Origin of the sequence: Lysobacter sp. ISL-50 (genome assembly GCF_018612875.1) — a bacterium.
Classification (GTDB): domain Bacteria; phylum Pseudomonadota; class Gammaproteobacteria; order Xanthomonadales; family Xanthomonadaceae; genus Lysobacter.
Genome location: NZ_JAGGRI010000024.1, coordinates 40,637 through 58,614 on the forward strand (window position 1 = coordinate 40,637; position 17,978 = coordinate 58,614).

Genomic DNA, 17,978 nt, shown 5'->3' on the forward strand with positions numbered 1-17,978 from the left:
ACATGCTCGATTACATGGAGTACTTCATCCGCCTCAGCGTCGGGCTGACCGGGTTCACCCGCGACGCGATCGCGCCGCAGATCGATCAGATCGACATCAAGACCGTGTACCTGCAGGTGTTCCGCGAGAATCTGCCCAATGGCATGGCCGATCAGATCATCGCGGAGTACTACGGCTTGAACGAAGCCGAGGGCGGCCAGGACAAGAACCAGGAAGCCATCGCCGGCGCCTTGCTCGACGGCACCTATCCCGCCGAAGTGCTGGCGCTGCGCCAGTTGATCTACCTGTGGTACATGGGCGCGTGGCCGACGGTGCTGTACGACCAGTCGCCGACCCGCGGCCAGACCTTCAGCGCCGTCGTCTCGGCCACCAGCTACACGCAAGGGCTGGTGTGGCGGGTGATGCAATCGCATCCGATGGGCAGCTCCAACTACACCTACGGCTATTGGGCGAGCACGCCGCCGCCGCTGCAGGCTTATCTGGAGAACCCGGCATGAGCATCACCATCCCCGCGAACGGTTTCGACGTGGTGATCGTGGGCTCGGGCATTTCCGGATCGATCATCGCTTATCAACTCGCGCTCAAGGGCAAGCAGGTGCTGATCCTGGAAGGCGGCCCGCCCGTGCCCAAGAGCCGCGAGGCCTACATGCAGACCTTCTTCACCGCCAACGCGAAGACGCCAGAATCGCCGTATCCGCCGACCATGCAGGGCCCGGGCGGCAAGGGCAATCCGCTCGGGCAACCCGATCCGGCTTCGCTCAACACCCCGCGCTACACCGTGCTGCAGATCAACGCCTGGCAGAAGCCGCTGCAGTGCTACTTCGTCTACGGCGCGCAGACGGCCAAGCGCGCCGACGATCCGGACATGCAGTTCGCCTTCGGCAGTTCCTACGAGCGCGTCGCCGGCGGCACCACCTGGCATTGGCTGGGCACCTCGCTCAATCATCTGCCGAACGATTTCCAGCTCAACACCAAGTACGGCCAGGGCGTGGACTGGCCCGGCGGCGCGCAGTTCTACCAGAACCTGCTGCCGTACTACCGGCTGGCCACCGAGGTGATCGGCGTGTCGTCGGACAAGCCGCCGATGGTCGATCTGTACAAGACCTTCGATGTCGAACCCGGCGGCGATTACGGGGCGAACTACGACTATCCGATGCCGGGCATCGTGCCGTCGTTGAACGACGTGCTGTACCAGCAGAAGGTCACCTCCGTGAGCGTGGACGGCATTTCGCTGTTCGTCACGCCGACGCCGCAGGGGCGCAATTCGCGTCCGGGCAAGCGCCGCCAGTGCGCGGGCAACACCAACTGCATTCCGATCTGCCCGATCCAGGCCAAGTACGACGGCACCGTGACCCTGGCGCAGGCGCTGCAGACCGGCAACGTGCAGATCCAGTATCAGACGGTGGCGAACAACATCCGCCTGCAGGGCGATCAGGTCAGCGGCATCGACTATCTGACCTACGACAGCCAGACCGGGCCGTCTACCGGCGGCGGCATCGCGGTCGGCAAGCGCTACGTGCTGGCCGCGCACGCGATCGAGACGCCGAAGCTGCTGTTGATGTCCAATCGCAATCCTGGCTTCGGCAACGGCGTGGCGAACAGTTCCGATCAGGTCGGCCGCAATCTGATGGACCACGTGATGTATCTGGCCTGGGGTTTGTCCAAGGACCCGATCTACGCCTTTCGCGGGCCGCTATCGACCTCGGGCATCGAGTCGCTGCGCGACGGCGCCTTCCGCAGCCAGCGCGCCGCGTATCGCATCGAGATCGGCAACGAAGGCTGGAACTGGGCGACCAACGATCCCAACACCACCCTGGCCGATTTCGTGTTCGGCCAGAACAATACCCAGTTGAATGGCGATTCGTTCAATCAGCAGGGCCAGGCGCTGCGTTTCGATCCTTCGCTGCCGGCTTTCAGCAAGCTTTACGGCTCCAAGCTGGTGGCCGCGCTCAACGGCGTGTACACGCGGCAACTGCGCCTGGGCTATCTGATCGAGCAATTGCCCGATCCGGATAATCGCGTGCAGTTGTCCAGCGTCTACAAGGATCACCTGGGCCTGCCGCGTCCGCAGGTGACCTACCGCATCCGCGAAAACTATGTGCGCAACGCCTTCGCGTCGGCGAAGGAAGCCTCGACGCGGATCTTCGACGCGCTCGGCGCCATCGAGTACACCCAGGTGCCGGCGGCGCCGGTGTTGAGCGGGGCGGACGCCTCGCCGACCACCTTCCAATATCTGGGCAGCACCTACACCTTCTACGGTGCGGGCCACATCATCGGCACCTATCGCATGGGCACCGACGCGAAGAAGTCGGTGGTCAACGCGCGCCAGCAATCCTGGGACCATTCCAATCTGTACCTGGTCGGCAGCGGCGTCTTCCCGTCCACCGCCACCGCCAACCCGACCTTGACCATCGCCGCGCTGGCCTTGCAGGCGGCGGACAATATCCTCAGCGATCTCGGCTGACCCCACCGGGACGCAGGATACTGCCGGGAGGGCAGAGGAGGCCGCGTCCGGGGAGGACGCGGCCTCGTTGCGTTTGTGGCTGCAGGATTGTGTTGTGGAAGGTCTGTTGTGGGAGGGAGCTTTAGCCCCGATGCTTTTGTCTCAGCTGATTCGAATCCAGCCTCTGTTTCCAGGCAGTTTTAAAGCAATGTTTGCTCTGCGGTTGCTGATCGAAAAGCATCGGGGCTAAAGCTCCCTCCCACAACAGACCTCCCTCCCACAACAGACCTCCCTCCTACAAAAGCTCCCTCCTACTGGACCGCGCGCAGCAATCGCTCCGCCACCGCGCGCAGTTCCGGCCGCCGCTCGCCGGCGTCGATCAATTCGAACTCCACTCCGGTCAGCGCCAGCAGCGCGAGTATTTCCTCCGCAGTTTCGCCGCGCACATGCAGCAGGCAAGCGTGTTCGTCGATGTGTTCGAGCACGCCGCACCACGGCGGCAGCGACGCGGTCAGCGACTCGGCCGAGCCGCGCAGCTTCGCGCGCACGGTCGGGCCGTGCAGGGGCTGGCTGATCGCCCGCTGCACATATGCGGCCACGTCTTCCGGAAACACGCGCGGGACGAACCCGCCGCCGCCGCAGCGCGCGGCCTGGATGCGGTCGGCGCGGAACAGCCGCCAGTCGTCGCGGCTGCGGTCCCAGGCCAGCAGATACCAGCGGCGGCCGCTGCTGACCAGGCGCAAGGGTTCGATCGTGCGCCGGGTGGCGCGGCCGCCGCGATCGTTGTAGTCCATCTCGATCAGCAGATGATCGCGACAGGCGCCGGCCAGCTCGGTCAGGGTCTCGACGTCGGGGCCTTGCTCATGCTGCTTCAACGACAAGGTCACCGAATACAGCGCGCTGACCCGGCGCCGCAGTCGCGCCGGCAGCAGTTGATCGAGCTTGCCCAGCAGGCCGACCGCGGTGTCCTCGATCCGCGCCACGCTGGCGGTGGCGCTGCGCAGCGCCACCACCATCGCCACCGCCTCGTCGTCGTCGAGCAGCAGCGGCGGCAGCGAGGCGCCCGCGGCCAGCCGATAGCCGCCGCCCACACCGGTGGAGGCCTGCACCGGATAGCCGAGTTCGCGCAGGCGATCGACATCGCGGCGCACGGTACGCGCATCCACTTCCAGCCGCTCGCACAGGTCGGCGCCGGTCCAATGACGGCGCGATTGCAGCAGCGACAGCAGGCGCAGCAGTCGGGTCGAGGTCTTGAGCATGGGGCCCAGTCTAAAACCTATTGAGGACAGAAACTGTCCTCAATGGATCGTATCCTGTGTTCGTCCCGGGGCCCTCGGCCCCCGCTATCGAAGAGAGCCCCGATGACCGTCCAGACCTATCAGGCCAGCTGCCACTGCGGCGCCATCCGTTATGAAGTCGATCTCGACCTGGAAGCCGGCACCGGGCGCTGCAATTGCTCGATGTGCAGCAAGCTGCGCAAGTGGGGCGCGCTGGTGAAGCCCGATGCGTTCCGCCTGCTCAGCGCCAAGCCGGAGGATGTCGGCACCTATCAGTTCGGCACCTTCAGCGGCACCTACCACTTCTGCAAGCACTGCGGCGTGCATGCCTACGGCAGCGGCGACCTGGAAGTGCTCGGCGGCAAGTACTTCTCGGTCAATATCGCCTGCCTGGACGTGGATCACGAGGCGTTCGTGGACGTGCCGATCAAGTACATGGACGGCTTGAACAACAACTGGTTCGAAACGCCGAAGCTGACCGCGCATATGTGAGCGCCGGCGCATCGGGGCGACCGCGGCGCGAGCGCCGGCGCGGCATCGCCCCGCATGCGAACATGCGCGCACTTCCGATTCGCTTTCATCATGGACACCAACGCCGTAAAAAAATACTGCCGCGCCTATCCCGGCGCGGACGAAAGCCTGCACGGCGCGCCGTCGAACATCCTGGTCTACAGCGTGGGCGGAAAGTTCTTCGCCTACTTCAAGACCAGCGAGCCCGAGCGCTGGCGTTTCAGCTTCAAGACCTCGTCGGACCGCTTCCTCGAACTCACCGGCATCCCCGGGGTCAAGACCGCGCGCTTCATGGGCCGCTATCACTGGGTGACCGTGGTCGATGTGCGCAGCCTGCCCGCGGAGTATCTGCGCGAGTTGATCGATTGGTCGTACCGGCGCGCGCTCGGCAATCTGAGCCGCAAGCGCCAGGCTGAAGCCCTGGCCGATGCCAGCCAGGCGCAGCGCCTCAGGCTGACGCCGATCGCGCCGCCGAAAGCTCGCCCAAGACTTTTAGCGCAGCGTCCACCCGTGCATCGAGTGCGTGGCCGTAGTTGAGCCGCAGGCAGTGGCCATGGCCGCGATGCGCGGAGAAGATCGGTCCCGGCGCGATGCTGATGCCGCGCTGCGCGGCCTGGCGCTGCACGGCCAGGGCGTCGCGATCGGGCGGCAGTTCGATCCACAGGAAGTAGCCGCCGTCCGGCCGCGTCACCCGCGTGCCACTCGGAAAATAGCGCGCCACCGCGTCCAGGTAGGCCGCCTGCTGTAGCCGCAAGGTCTGGCGCAGGCCGCGCAGATGGCGCTCGTAGCCGCCGCGCTGCAGGTAACGCGCGATCGCCAGTTGCGCCGGCACGCAGGTGGCCAGGGTGTTGGTGAGTTTGAGCCGCGCCACGCGCTGGGCGTAGCGGCCGGGCGCGGCCCAGCCGATGCGATAGCCCGGCGCCAGGGTCTTGGAAAACGACGAACAGTGCAGCACCAGCCCGCGCGTGTCGAAGGCCTTGGCCGGCAGCGGACGGCGCGCGCCGAAGTGCAGCTCGCCGTAAACATCGTCCTCGATCAGCGGCAGCTCGTGCCGCGCCAGCAGTTCGACCAGTTCGCGTTTCTTCGCCTCGGGCATGCTCGCGCCGAGCGGATTGTGGAAGCTGGTCATCAGCCAGCAGGCCTTGGGCGCGTGGCGGCGGATCGCGGCGTCGAGCGCGCCGAGTTCGACGCCTTCGCGCGGATGAGTCGGTACTTCCACCGCGTGCAGGCCGTGGCGTTCCAGCGTCTGCAGGGCGATGTAGAAGCACGGCGATTCGACCAGCACCGCGTCGCCGGGGCGGGTGGTCGCGGCGATGCACAGGTTCAGCGCTTCGATCGCGCCGTTGGTGACGACCAGATCGTGGATGCCCAGCTCCACCGCGCCGATGCGGTAACGCAGGGCGATATGCCGGCGCAGTTCGGCGTTGCCCGGGGTCAGATCGTCCACCGTGCTGCGCGGGTCCAGGTGTACGGCTTCGTGCGCCATCGCCCGGCCGAGCTTGGCCAGCGGAAACAGCGACGGGCTCATGAACGCCGAACCCAGCGGCACGATGTCGCGCGCCATCGCCGATTCCAGCACCTCGAACACCAGCGCGCTGATGTCCACCGCGCGCGATTCGCCGTCGGGCGCGGAGGCGGCGTCGGGTTCGGGCAGCAGCGCGTGGACGTGTTCGCTGACGTAGTAGCCCGAACGCGCGCGCGGCCGTACCAAGCCTTGCGATTCGAGCAGGTAGTAGGCCTGGAACACCGTCGCCGGGCTGAGCTTGCGCGCCGCGCTGGCCTGGCGCACCGAGGGCAGGCGCTGGCCGGGGCGCAGCAGGCCCTGGCGGATGGAGCGAGCGATGTCGTCGGCCAGGGCTTGGTAGCGCTTCATGTTGGTTTGGCGGGTGTCGCGGTGGCTGATCGAAGGGCGTTCGGGGCTGAAGCCCCTCCCACAAGAGCTAAATCCCGAATCTCCAATCTCCAATCTCGGCTCTAACCGAGACTGATATGGTTTTTTCTCCAGAATCTGAGTCTACGCAATCTGCGCCGGCCGGCGAACAATGGATCTCGCAGCCAAAGCTGCGCCATCGCCGCTACTCATCGCCATGAACCCGCAAGTCGAATTCAACCTCGCCCTGATCCTGTTCATCCCCTGGTTTTCGATCCTGGCCTGGCTGTTCTGGGCCTATCCGCGCCGGCCGCGAGGCGGCGCGCGCACGCTGTTCGACAGCGCCAGCCTGATCCTGGCCACCGCGGCCGCGTTCTGGGGCATGCACTGGAGCATGCTCAACGCCGATCCGCAGGCCGGCGCGATCTGGAAACAGGTGCTGGCCACCTCGATCGCCTACGGCCTGTTCTTGCTGGTCATGACCACGGCGATCGCGCTGCGCTGGCGCTGGTTGCGCGCCAGCGCTGTCTCTCCCGACACCACAGGCCCGCTCACGGGCAAGGTCGAATCATGAAACTGCTGTTCGTCGCCGCCTTCCTCGGCGTGATCCTCTACAACCTCGGCGCCGGCTTGTACTACATGCTGGTCGATAAGGGCACCAGCAAGCGCACGGTCAACGCGCTCACGCGGCGCATCGGTTTTTCGATCGCGCTGATCGCGCTGGTGATTATCGGCATCGCCACCGGCGTGGTGCAGCCGCACGGCGTGGGCGCCTGAGCGCGGGTCGGCGCCTGCGCTAAGCTGCGCCGATCCGACCGCAGCGACCGCCGATGACCGCCGCCCGCATCAAATCCAACGCCGACACCGCCGAGTACTACTTCGAAGAACGCTGCCACGTCGTGGAGTGCTGGAACAGCGCCGACGATGCGCAGACCTCGATCGCCCGCATCCGCGTCGAGCCGGGCGTGACGACCCGGCTGCATCGCCTGCGCGGCACCGCCGAGCGCTATCTGATCCTGCAAGGCCGCGGCCGCATGCAGGCCGGCGACATGCCGCCGGGCGAAGTCGGCCCGGGCGATGTCGTATTCATTCCCGCCGATGCGCCCCAACGCGTTACCAATCTCGGCGACGACGATCTGATCTTCCTCGCGATCTGCACGCCGCGCTTCGTGCCTGAATGCTACGACGACCTGGAACCGGAGGCCGCATGAGCGCCGCGCCCGGAGTGCGCGAACGTTACCTGGGCTGTCTGCTCGGTCTGGCCTGCGGCGACGCGGTCGGCACCACAGTGGAATTCCGCGGCCGCGGCAGTTTCGAGCCGTTGACCGACATGGTCGGCGGCGGGCCGTTTTCGCTGCGCGTGGGCGAGTGGACCGACGACACCTCGATGGCGCTGTGCCTGGCGGCGAGCCTGATCCACTGCCGCGGTTTCGACGCGCGCGATCAGATGAATCGCTATTGCAATTGGCGCGATCACGGTTACCTGAGCAGCAACGGCGAGTGTTTCGACATCGGCGCGACGGTGAGCGCGGCCCTGGACCGTTATCGCCGCAACGGCGATCCCTATGCCGGCGACCCCGGCCCGCGCGCGGCCGGCAACGGCGCGCTGATGCGGCTGGCGCCGGTGCCGATGCTATGGCGGCGCGATGCGGAGCTGGTTCGGCATTACGCGGCCGAATCTACGCGCACTACCCATGGCGCGGCGGAGGCCTTGGATTGCTCGCGCCTGTTCGCCAGCCAAGTGCGCGCCGCGTTGATGGGCGCGGGCAAGGAGGCGGTGTTGACGCCGGCGATGACGTCGCCGGACAGCGACAAAGTCGCGGCGATTCATGCGCGCGCTTATGCGGGGAAGGTCGAGAGCGAGATCGTGGGATCGGGCTACAGCGTCGCCTCGCTGGAAGCGGCGTTGTGGTGTTTCCTGCACACCGATTCGTTCGAGGCGGCGATTCTGCGCGCGGCTAATCTGGGCGATGACGCCGATACCACCGCGGCGATTTGCGGTCAGGTGGCTGGGGCTTACTACGGGATCGATGCGATTCCGCGCGGATGGCTGGACAAGTTGGTGATGCGCGAGCAGATCGTGACGATGGCGGAGACGTTGTTGGATCTTTCCGAGCATCCGGAAGTTTTTGAAATTCGCCCCCTTTGAAAAAGGGGGCTGGCGCTTGCGTTGATCGGTTTCGAAGTGAACCTTCAATGCGCCGGGGGATTTGCTTTTCGCGCGATGCTTGAAGTTGCGCGGTCAAAAGCGAATCCCCCTAGCCCCCTTTTTCAAAGGAGGAGAACCCCCTCAAGCCGCAGTCACATCCCGCAACTCCCACCCACTGCCCGCCAACAAGCGCAGACGGTGCTTGAGCACCGTGCCCGACAACGCCGTCACCGCAACCAGATCCATGCGCAGGTCACGCTGCTCGCCCTGCACGGTCGCGTTCGGATCGGTCGCGCCCAGGCTCGCATCGACTTCGTCCGGTTCGGGCTGCTTCGCGCGCCAGCGTTCGAACAGCGCGTCGCCGCGCAAGGCCGCCTGCAACTGCGAGGCGAAGCCCTCGGCGCTGACCGCGGTGAACGACAGGTCGGTGTCGCTGCCGCGCGCGCGCTCGCCGTCGGGGATGCTGAGGTAATAGCGAGTGGCCATCGGACGTCTCGGCAAAAGAATGGCGTTCAGGGTAATAAGCCCCACATACGCCGGGCGTGAATGCGGCGTTGCCGGATCGGAATTCTGCCGGCCGAGGTCGCGGTTTGCTCGCTCAGGCCGGCCTTCGTCGAACCCGGCGATCAATCCTCTTCGCCGTCGTGCGCCTGATGCGGCCCATGGCCCTTGGGGCAGTGACACACCGAGGTCGGGCCGAATTCGACGCCGAAGGTCTGGCCGTCGCGATGACGCTGCCAATAGAACTTCGGCGCTTTCTCGCCGCGGTTGCCCAGCTCGGCCATGTCGGCATCGACGTCGAACAGACGCCCGTCCACCATCACATAGCGCGTGTCGATGGTCGCGCGGATGTTCTCCAGCGGATTGCTGTTGAGCACGACCAGATCGGCCTTCTTGCCGGTCTCAAGCGAACCCAGTTGCCTGGACAGCCCGAGATAATCCGCGCCGTCGATGGTCGCCGCGCGCAGCGCTTCGAAATTGCTCATGCCGCCTTGGGTCAGCATCCAGATTTCCCAGTTCGCCGACAGGCCCTGCAACTGGCCGTGGCCGCCGACCTGGATCTTGACGCCGGCATCGCGCAGCTTCTTCACCGACTTGGCGACCTGGATATGCCAGTAATCCCAGTCCGGCGCGGTCTCGCGGCGGATCGAGCGCGCATCCAGGGTTTCGCGCGGGAAGAAACGGTTGAGCTTCTTGTCTTCCCAGACGTTGTCGCGCGCGTACCACCAGTACTCGCCCGACAGGCCGCCATAGCTGACCACCAGCGTCGGCGTGTTGCGCACGTCGGTCTGCTTCCACAGCTCGACCACGTCCTTGTACAGCGGCGCGACCGGGAGGTTGTGCTCGATGCCGGTGACGCCGTCGAGGATCATCGGCAGGTTGTGGTTCAAGGTCGATCCGCCTTCCTCCACCACCAGCATGTTCAACTCGCGCGCGGCCTGGTTGATCTGCTGATGCTGTTCGCGCCGCGGCTGGTTGTAGCTCTTGACCGAGAACGCGCCGTTGGCTTTCATCCGGCGCAGATGGCTGCGCGCGTCGTCGAGCGAATTGATCACCGCCTTGAAGTCGCCGTCGGCGCCGTACAGGATCGTGCCGGTGGAGAACACGCGCGGGCCGACCATCTTGCCGGCCTTGAGCAGTTCGGCTTCGGAGAACACGAACTCGGTGGTCGCCGAGGGATCGTGCATGGTGGTGATGCCGAAGGCGAGGTTGGTGTAGTAGGCCCAGTTCTGCTGCGGCACCACGCCCTGGCCGAAGTGCGCGGCGTGCGCGTGCACGTCCACGTAGCCGGGCAGGAGGGTCTTGCCGGTGGCGTCGATCACGCGCGCGCCGGCCGGCACGGCCACCGAGGCGCTGGCGCCGACCGCGACGATCTGGTCGCCGCGCACGACCACGGTGCCGTCTTCGATCACGTCCTGGCTCTTCTGCGCATCGCGCATCGTCACCACCCGCGCATGGGTGAAGGCGACCGTGTCCTGCGGCGTGTAGACCGGCACCTGCAGGCCGACGCGGATGCCCGGTTCGTCGGCCGACGGCTTGGCCAGCGTCGCCGGCGCGCCGGGCAGGAACGAGAACGCCTGATTGAGCGGGCGCGAGTAGTAGCGATCGCCGACCATCCAGTGCAGCGACTTGGAATCGGCCGCCCAGTGCAGATAACTGCCGACGTCGGCGCTGACCTGGGCGACCGGCAGCGCCTTGCTGTCCTTGCTCAGTTCGACCGAGCTGCCGGCGGTCATCAGCGGCGCGACGTAGGCGTTGAACAACTCGGTGAACGCCACCCACTTGCCGTCCGGACTGATGCTGACCGAATCGACGTACTTGAGGTTGAAGACTTCGCGTTCGTCCTCGCCGTTGAGGCCGACCGACATCAGCTTCTTCTTCATGCCGCCGCCGCTGAGGTAGTACACGCGGGTGCCGTCGGCGCTGAACTGCGGCGACTCGCCGCTGCTGGCCACGCGCAGCGGGCGGCTGCCGTCGGCGTTCATCACGTAGATGCCGCGATCCATCGACCACAGGCTGCCGGTGAGGCCGCCGCCGCCGGTCTTGGAATAGACGATGCGGCGCCCGTCGGGCGAGAACCGCGGGCTGTAGTAGAAGCCTTTTTCCTGCGTCAGCCGCTTGCTGCCGCCGCCGTTGGCGCCGGTGACGTAGATCATGCTGAGCGCTTCGTCGGACCAGGTCGTGTACAGCAGCTTGCTGCCGTCGGCGCTGAAGCTGGGCTGGTATTCGTAGAGGTTGTCGTTGCCGGTCAGACGTTCGGGCTTGCCGTCGGGCAGGCGCTTGCGCCACAGCTGGCCGACCGCGTGGAAGATCAGGGTCTTGCCGTCGGCGCTGGTGGCGACATCGCGGATCATCTTCGGATCGAAGCGGCCGGCGTCGAGGGTCTGTTCGAAACGCAGCGGCTGCGCCACGGTCTGTTCGACGTTGGCGGTGAAGGCGATCGGCTCGTGCTTGCCGTCGGCCATCGACACCCGCCACAGCTTGCCTTGCGCCCAGATCACCACCGATCTGGAATCCGGCGTCCAGGCGAAATTCGCGTACGGCCCGAAGATCGCCCAGGCTTCCTGCATGTCGTGCGAAAGCCCATCCCACACCGGCCGCGCTTCGCCGCTGGCCAGGTCGAGCACGTGCAGCACCGATTTGTCGCGGATGCGCTTGACGAAGGCCAGCGACTTGCCGTCGGGCGAGGGCTGCGGACGCACCGCGCCGCCGGCGGTGTCGATCACCGTCGCGGTCTTGCCGCTGGCGCGTTCCAGGCGCTTGATCGCGTAGATGGTGTCGTGGGGGTTCTTGTTGTACTGGAAGCTCGGGCCGGCGGTAACGTCTTCGGAGTAGTAGACATAGCGGCCGTCGGGCGACACCGCCGGTTCGCCCAGGTCCTGTTGATCGTTCTTCTGCTTGGTCAGCTGCAGGCCACCGCCGCCGCCGGCGGCGTGATAGATCCACAGCTCGCCGGCGCCGAGCGAGCGTTCGCCGGTGAAATGCTTGCGCCCGACCAGGAACTGGCCGTCGGGCGTCCAGGCCGGATTGTTGAGCAGGCGGAAGTCTTCCTTGGTCACCGCGGTGGGATCGCCGCCGTCGGCGCGCATGCGCCACAGGTTGTTGCCGCCGCCGCGGTCGGAGGTGAAGGCGATCTCGCGGCCGTCGGGCGAGAAGCGCGGCTGCACGTCCCAGGCCGGGCCGCTGGTGATGCGCCGCGCCTGGCCGCCGCCGATCGGCAGCAGGTAGATGTCGCCGAGCAGGGAGAAGGCGATCTCGCGACCGTCGGGGGCGACGTCCAGGTCCATCCAGGTGCCTTCGTCGGTGTCGAAGCGCACCGTCTTGGTCTGGCCGTGCGGCGCGCTGACGTCCCACTTCTTCTCGTCCTTGTCGCCGGGCTTGCTCGCGCCCTTGGCGGTCTGGACCGAAGCGCGGGCCGGATCGGTGCCGGCGGGCTTGAGCGCGTCCTGCTCGAGTTGCGCGGCCGGCTTGTCGCCGTCTTTCTTCTCCTGCGGCGCGGGCTGCGGCGGAGTCTGGGCGAAGGCCGGGGCGGCGAGCGCGCTGGCGAGCGCGAGGACGAGCAGGCGGTGACGGGTCATCGGAGCGGCTACCTGGACGGACAAAGTCCGCAGGCTAACCCGGCCGGTGGTGCCGGGGCCTGGGCTGGAAGTCGTGTTTGGGGAAGAGGCTGCGGCGCGATCTTCGCAAGTCGTCAGTCCGGCGAGGTGGGCTTTGCTTCGGCGGAGCCGAACGTCCAGAGGCTTTGACGCGATCTACCCAGGTCGTCATTCCCGCGAAGGCGGGCTCTGCTTTACTTCGGCGGAGCCGAACATCCAAAGACTTCAGCGCCATCCTTCCAGTTCGTCATTCCCGCGAAGGCGGGAATCCAGAGACTTCGAACGTTCTCGCACGAAAGGCACTGGATGTTCGGCTCCGCCGAAGTAAAGCAGAGCCCGCGTTCGCGGGAATGACGGCAGGTGGGTACGCTGTTCCCGATTCCCGATTCCCGATTCCCGATTCCCGACTCAACCAACAAAATCCGCCTTCTCCGCCGCAAACCCCAACGCCAGCGCCCCCTTGCCGACATTGACCATGCCGGTAAGGCTCATGACGCTGTCGTACAACTCCACGTTGTTGTTGCGGCAAGCCACGCGCAGGGTTTCATAGCCCGGCAAGCTGCGCAGCTCCGACAACTCGCCGCCGTAGCTCAAGCAAACGGTGGGCGTCATCAGGCCGTTGCCGGCCACCTTGCGCGCGGCGAATTCCATCAGCTTCTGCACCGCGTTCTCGTAGCCCTTGATCTTCGCCACCGGCCCGGTTTCGCCGCGGTTGCAGTGCAGGATCGGCTTGATGTCCAGCGCCGTGCCCAAGGTCGCGCTGAGGAAACTCACGCTGCGATCGCCGCGATGACGGGTGCGCGCGCGCAGGTAGTTGAGGTCGCGCGGGATCAGATAACCGTGCGTGTGCAGCACCAGATGCTCCAGGCGCGCGCGGATCTTCGGCGGGCCTTCGCCGGCGCCGCGCAGGCGCACCGCTTCGACCGCGGTGATGCCCTGCGCCGCGAACAGATTCAGCGTGTCGATCACCCGCAACGAAAACGGCGTGTTGATGCCGGCGGCGCTGCGCACCGGGCGGTAGTCGTTGAGGATCGCGAAGCTGGCCTGATTGGCGTTCTCGAACACCGGACTGCGGGTCTTGGTGATCGTCATGCAGAACACGTAGTCGTAATCGATCGCCAGTTGGCTGACGAACAGATCGCGTACCTGCTGCACGGTGAACGGCGTGGTCTCGGCCTCGAAGCCGCGATCGGCCAGATGCGTATGCAGGAACTGCAGGGTGGCTTGTTCGTTGCGGTGATCGGCGAGCACGGCCTGGCCGATGCGCACGGTGATCGGCAACAGATGAATATCGTTCTGTTGCAGATAGTCCAACGGCAGATCGCAAGCGGAGTCGACGACGATTCCAATGCGCATGGGTCCCCCCCGGGTCTTGGCGCGTGGTGATCGAATGTTTCCGCAGCATACCGTTTCGCGACGGGTGTCACGCAAGAATGCGCTTGCCCGGCGCCGGCCTCGTTCAGGCCCGGCGTTGCACTCCTACCGGCAGCTGCTTGAGCCGTTGCATTTCAGGATCTTCAAGCCAATCGGGGTGTTGCAGTGCGTCAAGGGCGAAATCGTGTGCGTCGTTGCCCCAGAACAATTCATTACCAATACTCAACGTAGGCACGCCGAATACACCGGCCAACAGAGCCGATTCGGTGTTCGCGCGCAGGGCCGATTTGGTCTGATCGCTGCCGATTGCGCCGATTTCGACGCCCAGCGCGGCGACGACCGGGCTCAGGGCTTCGATGCTGTCGCCGACCTGTCCTTGCGTCCAGATCCAATCGAAGATCGCATCCACCGCCTCGGGCGTGTTGCCGGCGGCCACGCACAGCCGCAGCGCGGCCAGCGGATTGAACGGATGCGCCGGCGGAAAGCGCAGCTCGACGCCTTCGCGGCGCGCCTGCCACAGCACATGGCGATAGGTGAATTCGCGCTTGCCGGGAATTTCCGCCGGGCCCTTGTTGCCGTGCGCGGCCAGGATCGCGCCGAACGCCACCGGCACCAGCGCGATCGAACGTTCGCGTGCGATCGCGCGCAGCTTGCGCCATTGCAGATACGAAAACGGCGAGATGAAATCGAAGTACCAGCGCAGTGCCGGTTGTAGGTCGCTCATCGCCTGACTCCTTATTTCCACGCGCCGATGATCACGCCGTAGAGAATGAACTGGATGATGTGATAGCCGCTGTCGATCATCCATAGCTTCAGGCTGCGCTGGGCGAAGGCGTAGTTGATGCCGAAGCTCATCGAGACGAAGAACAGGCCGACCACGAAGCCCACGCCGAAGCCGTCCGCGGCGCTGGCCTGCGGCGGCATCAGCACGGCGAAGATGGTCGCGGCGAGGAAGGCGCAGACGATGGCGATGGCGAAGGTCAGGCCCGGGTGGCCGGGCTTGGCGTTAGGGTCGATGCCGGCCTCGCGGCACCAGGCGTTCTTGAACAAGGGCCCGTACCACAGGCCGCCGAGCACGAAGGCCGAGGCGGTGGCGGCGATGATCGCCAGCCAGTTGACGTGTGCGATGGGCAGGGTCATGACGGCACTCCGGAAGCGCTCGGGCGGCGATGGCGGCAAGCATACGCCGTGGCGTGGTGAGGGGAGGTCAAGCGCGGCGAGGCAGGGGCAACCGTCGCCGTTGCCGTTGCCGTTGCTGTTCCCCCCTTTGAAAAAGGGGGGAAGGGGGGATTGAGCTTTTCGCCTTATTGCGATGGAGCCGAATCAAAAGCGAATCCCCCCTGGCCCCCCTTTTTCAAAGGGGGGAATCGGTAGCTGGGTTCAAAGGGGGCTGGTGGGATGCGCTATCGGGCCGGAAGGCGCCGGCTCAACGCCCCGCTGGCGTCGGATACGCGCGCGGCAAGCCGTTGTCCGGATGCAGGTAGCGATCGCGCAATTCGGTCTGTCGGCTGCGCATCGAAATCGCGCGGCCGTCCATCCACACCTGCAAGGCGACGCTGCTGACATCGAGCGGGTCGCCGCTCCACAGCACCAGATCGGCGCGCTTGCCCGGCGCGATCGACCCCACTTCGCCGGCCACGCCGAAGGTTTCCGCCGGCACCCGGGTCAGCCCGGCCAGGCCGTCGGCCCAGGGCAGGCCGGCGGCGACGGCGTTGCCGGCGAGCTGGCGCACCTTGCGCGCGTTGTGCGAAGCGCCGCCTTCGCTGAAACCGACCGCGACGCCGGCCGCGCGCAGCCGCGCCGCGTTTTCCATGCTGGCGCCGACCTGATCGAAATCGCTCGGCAGATTGGACAGCGGATTGACGAACACCGGCACCTTCGCCGCCGCCAATTGCGGCGCCAGCCGCCAGGCCTCGCCGCCGCCGGCGATGGCGATGCGCAGTCGATGCCGGGCCGACCAGCGCAGCAGCTGGCGGATGTCGGCGGCGCGATCCACGCCGAACACGATCCGCCCGCCGCCGCCGAAATACTTCTGCAGCGCGCTGCGTCCGGCCGGCGTCAGCAGCGCGGCGTGATTGTCCGGGCCGATGCGCCCGCGCAATTCGTCGATCAGCTGATCCAGGATCATCCACTGCGCCGCGCGCGAACTGCCGCTCAGGCCCAGGCTGTCCTTGCCCAGGCGCACGAACAGCACGCGCGGGCCGATCGGGTCGGGGCCGCCGTCCAAGCGCTCGATCCCGCCTTGTCCCGCGACGATCGAGCCGCCGCTGGCGGTGCCGGCGCCGAGCAGGGTCCAGCCGATGCCTTCGATGCGGGTGACCGGAATCACCACCGAGTCCGGGTTGTAGGCCAGGGTCACGTCGAACTCGGGCCGCACCGTCATTTCCTTGGTGTCGGCGCCGAGCGCGAGGGTTTCATCGACCGTGGCCTTCTCGCCGGACACTTCCTCCAGGCCGATTTCGCTGATGCCGCCGAACAGGGTCGGCGTGACCGGCCGGCCCTCGGCCTCGATCACCTGCGCGCCGGCCGGCGCGCTCAGGCCGCGGCCGACCGCGCGCACCACGCCGCCCCAGACCAGCACGTCGGCGTGTTCCAGCGAACCCTGCGCGCTGGCGGTGTGGACGGTGGCGTTGCGGATCAGCACGTTCTGCGCGGACGCGGCGAAGCTGACGCAGGCCAGCACGGCGGCGAACAGCGGCGCATGCCGTAGTGCGGACACGCGGCTCATTGCACACCTCCGGTTTGCGTCGCGGTCTGCGCGGCCGGTTGCCCGAGCATGAAATCGGACTTGGGCTGGCGCGACGGATCGGCGCGGTCGTAAACGCGCGCGCCGTCGATGTAGACCTGCTCGGCCTTGGCGTAGACGCTGAAGGGATTGCCGTTCCACACCACCACGTCGCCCATCTTGCCCGGCTCCAGCGTGCCGGTGCGCTCGACGATGCCCAGCGCCTTGGCCGGGTTCTGGGTGAGCCAGCGGATCGCCCGCTCCGGCGCGATGTCGATGCCGGCCAGGCGCGCGTGCGCCATCACCTTGGCCGCTTCCTGGTTCAGCCGCTGGATGCCTTCCTCGGAATCGGAATGCACGATCGCGCAGCTGTTGGCCGGACGATCGACGATGGCGAGGTTTTCCTGGATGCCGTCGAAGGCTTCCATCTTGAAGCCCCACCAGTCGGCCCACAGCGCGCCGCAGACGTTTTCCTGCGCCAGCCGGTCGGCGATCTTGTACGCCTCCACGCCGTGGTGGAAGGCGGCGATCTTGAAGCCGAACTCTTTCGCCAGATCGAGCATGGTGGTCATCTCGTCGGCGCGGTAGCAGTGGATGTGGACCAGGATGTCGCCCTTGATCGCGCCGGCCAGGGTGTCGAGCTTGAGGTCGCGCTTGCCGCCGGTGTCCTTCTCGCTGTCGGCGTTGTTGGAGGCCGGAGTGGAACTCTGCCACCAGCGCTTCTTCGCCGGCGCGGCGGCCTTGGGCGAGGTCTTGCGCAGATATTCGCTGGCATCGATGAAGGCCGCGCGGTAACCGGCGACATTGCCCATGCGCGTGCCCGGCGAGACGTTGCGGCTGCCGTAGACGCGCTTGGGATTTTCGCCGCAGGCCATCTTCAGGCCCCACGGCGCGCCGGGGAATTTCATCGCCTGATAAGAAGTTGCCGGCACGTTCTTGAGGGTGACGCCGCGGCCGCCGATCAGATTGCCCGAGCCGGGCAGGATCTGCAGCGAGGTGATGCCGCCGGCCAGCGCGGTTTCGAAGCCCGGGTCCTGCGGCCAGATCGAATGCTCGGCCCAGACGTTGGGCGTGACCGGGCTGGTCATCTCGTTGCCGTCGGCGTGGGCGCTGACGCCGGGGCTGGGGTACACGCCCAGGTGCGAGTGGACGTCGATGATCCCCGGCGTGAGCCACTTGCCGGTGGCGTCCACGCGCGCCGCGTCGGCCGGCGCGTCCAGCGCGCTGCCGACCGCGACGATCTTGCCGCCCTGCAGCAGCACGTCGGCGTTGTCCAGGCGCTGGCCGGTGCCGGTCAGGACCGTGGCGTGCTGCAGCAGCACCGGGCCCGAGCCGAGCGCCTTGTAGGTGCTGGGGTAGGGGTCCTGGGTGTAGCGCGAGGTCGAAGCGGGCGCGGCGGGCGCGGCCGTGGCCGCCTGCGCGGCGCTGGCGAGCAACGCCAGGCCGCAGCCGGCCAGGAACGGTCGAAGCATGATTTCCCCCGGGGAAAGCGGAGCCAAGTGTCGAGCGGCGGGTAACCGTGGAACCGTAACG

17 protein-coding genes are annotated in these 17,978 nt (G+C 66.6%); 8 read left to right on the plus strand and 9 right to left on the minus strand.

Annotated elements, in window-relative coordinates:
- Positions 1-2: 2 nt before the first annotated feature.
- Positions 3-497, plus strand: a complete 495-nt coding sequence (locus J7J50_RS14960; RefSeq protein WP_215056833.1) for a hypothetical protein — start codon at positions 3-5, stop codon at positions 495-497.
- On the plus strand, positions 494-2,464 hold the full coding sequence (locus J7J50_RS14965; RefSeq protein WP_215056832.1) for a GMC family oxidoreductase: 1,971 nt from the start codon (positions 494-496) through the stop codon (positions 2,462-2,464). The genes J7J50_RS14960 and J7J50_RS14965 overlap by 4 nt, the downstream gene beginning before the upstream one ends.
- A 290-nt stretch (positions 2,465-2,754) precedes the next feature.
- Here J7J50_RS14965 and J7J50_RS14970 read toward each other — a convergent pair whose 3' ends face one another.
- On the minus strand, positions 2,755-3,702 hold the full coding sequence (locus tag J7J50_RS14970; RefSeq protein ID WP_215056831.1) for a YafY family protein: 948 nt from the start codon (positions 3,700-3,702) through the stop codon (positions 2,755-2,757).
- Between the two features lie 102 nt (positions 3,703-3,804).
- Between J7J50_RS14970 and J7J50_RS14975 the strand changes: the two genes are divergently transcribed.
- Together J7J50_RS14975 and J7J50_RS14980 are read left to right on the plus strand one after the other, a co-directional pair.
- Positions 3,805-4,212: a GFA family protein gene (locus tag J7J50_RS14975; RefSeq protein WP_215056830.1), complete on the plus strand. Its 408-nt coding sequence runs from the start codon at positions 3,805-3,807 to the stop codon at positions 4,210-4,212.
- Between the two features lie 90 nt (positions 4,213-4,302).
- Entirely contained in the window at positions 4,303-4,767 is a 465-nt protein-coding gene (locus J7J50_RS14980) for an MmcQ/YjbR family DNA-binding protein (RefSeq protein ID WP_215056829.1), read from the plus strand.
- Here the strand turns inward: J7J50_RS14980 and J7J50_RS14985 are convergent.
- Positions 4,679-6,103 (minus strand): PLP-dependent aminotransferase family protein, encoded by a 1,425-nt coding sequence (locus J7J50_RS14985; protein ID WP_215056828.1) that lies wholly within the window; start codon positions 6,101-6,103, stop codon positions 4,679-4,681. The genes J7J50_RS14980 and J7J50_RS14985 overlap by 89 nt on opposite strands.
- A 214-nt stretch (positions 6,104-6,317) precedes the next feature.
- On the opposite strand from J7J50_RS14985, the gene J7J50_RS14990 reads away from it, so the two are divergent.
- From J7J50_RS14990 to J7J50_RS15005, 4 genes are read left to right on the plus strand one after another with little or no spacing between them, the layout of a single operon-like run.
- Entirely contained in the window at positions 6,318-6,674 is a 357-nt protein-coding gene (locus J7J50_RS14990; RefSeq protein ID WP_215056827.1) for a hypothetical protein, read from the plus strand.
- Positions 6,671-6,877 carry a twin transmembrane helix small protein gene (locus J7J50_RS14995; RefSeq protein WP_215056826.1) on the plus strand — a complete coding sequence of 69 codons (207 nt, stop codon included), beginning with the start codon at positions 6,671-6,673 and terminating at the stop codon, positions 6,875-6,877. The genes J7J50_RS14990 and J7J50_RS14995 overlap by 4 nt, the downstream gene beginning before the upstream one ends.
- A gap of 53 nt (positions 6,878-6,930) precedes the next feature.
- Positions 6,931-7,311: a cupin domain-containing protein gene (locus J7J50_RS15000; RefSeq protein ID WP_215056825.1), complete on the plus strand. Its 381-nt coding sequence runs from the start codon at positions 6,931-6,933 to the stop codon at positions 7,309-7,311.
- A complete protein-coding gene (locus tag J7J50_RS15005) occupies positions 7,308-8,249 on the plus strand; it encodes an ADP-ribosylglycohydrolase family protein (RefSeq protein ID WP_215056824.1) in 942 nt (313 codons plus the stop codon). Before J7J50_RS15000 ends, J7J50_RS15005 begins: the two co-directional genes overlap by 4 nt.
- Positions 8,250-8,390: 141 nt before the next feature.
- On the opposite strand, the gene J7J50_RS15010 is transcribed toward J7J50_RS15005, so the two are convergent.
- From J7J50_RS15010 to J7J50_RS15040, 7 genes are all read right to left on the minus strand, one after another.
- Positions 8,391-8,735 (minus strand): hypothetical protein, encoded by a 345-nt coding sequence (locus tag J7J50_RS15010; RefSeq protein ID WP_215056823.1) that lies wholly within the window; start codon positions 8,733-8,735, stop codon positions 8,391-8,393.
- A gap of 140 nt (positions 8,736-8,875) precedes the next feature.
- A complete protein-coding gene (locus J7J50_RS15015) occupies positions 8,876-12,328 on the minus strand; it encodes an amidohydrolase family protein (RefSeq protein WP_215056822.1) in 3,453 nt (1,150 codons plus the stop codon).
- Positions 12,329-12,754: 426 nt separating this feature from the next.
- Complete coding sequence (locus J7J50_RS15020; RefSeq protein ID WP_215056821.1) at positions 12,755-13,702, minus strand: DegV family protein; 948 nt, start codon at positions 13,700-13,702, stop codon at positions 12,755-12,757.
- Between the two features lie 103 nt (positions 13,703-13,805).
- On the minus strand, positions 13,806-14,444 hold the full coding sequence (locus J7J50_RS15025; RefSeq protein WP_215056820.1) for a 2-hydroxychromene-2-carboxylate isomerase: 639 nt from the start codon (positions 14,442-14,444) through the stop codon (positions 13,806-13,808).
- 11 nt (positions 14,445-14,455) lie between these two features.
- A complete protein-coding gene (locus J7J50_RS15030; protein WP_215056819.1) occupies positions 14,456-14,860 on the minus strand; it encodes a DUF1761 domain-containing protein in 405 nt (134 codons plus the stop codon).
- A gap of 286 nt (positions 14,861-15,146) precedes the next feature.
- Complete coding sequence (locus J7J50_RS15035) at positions 15,147-16,448, minus strand: amidohydrolase family protein (protein ID WP_215056818.1); 1,302 nt, start codon at positions 16,446-16,448, stop codon at positions 15,147-15,149.
- Entirely contained in the window at positions 16,445-17,917 is a 1,473-nt protein-coding gene (locus J7J50_RS15040; protein ID WP_215056817.1) for an amidohydrolase, read from the minus strand. The genes J7J50_RS15035 and J7J50_RS15040 overlap by 4 nt, the downstream gene beginning before the upstream one ends.
- Between the last annotated feature and the right edge of the window lie 61 nt (positions 17,918-17,978).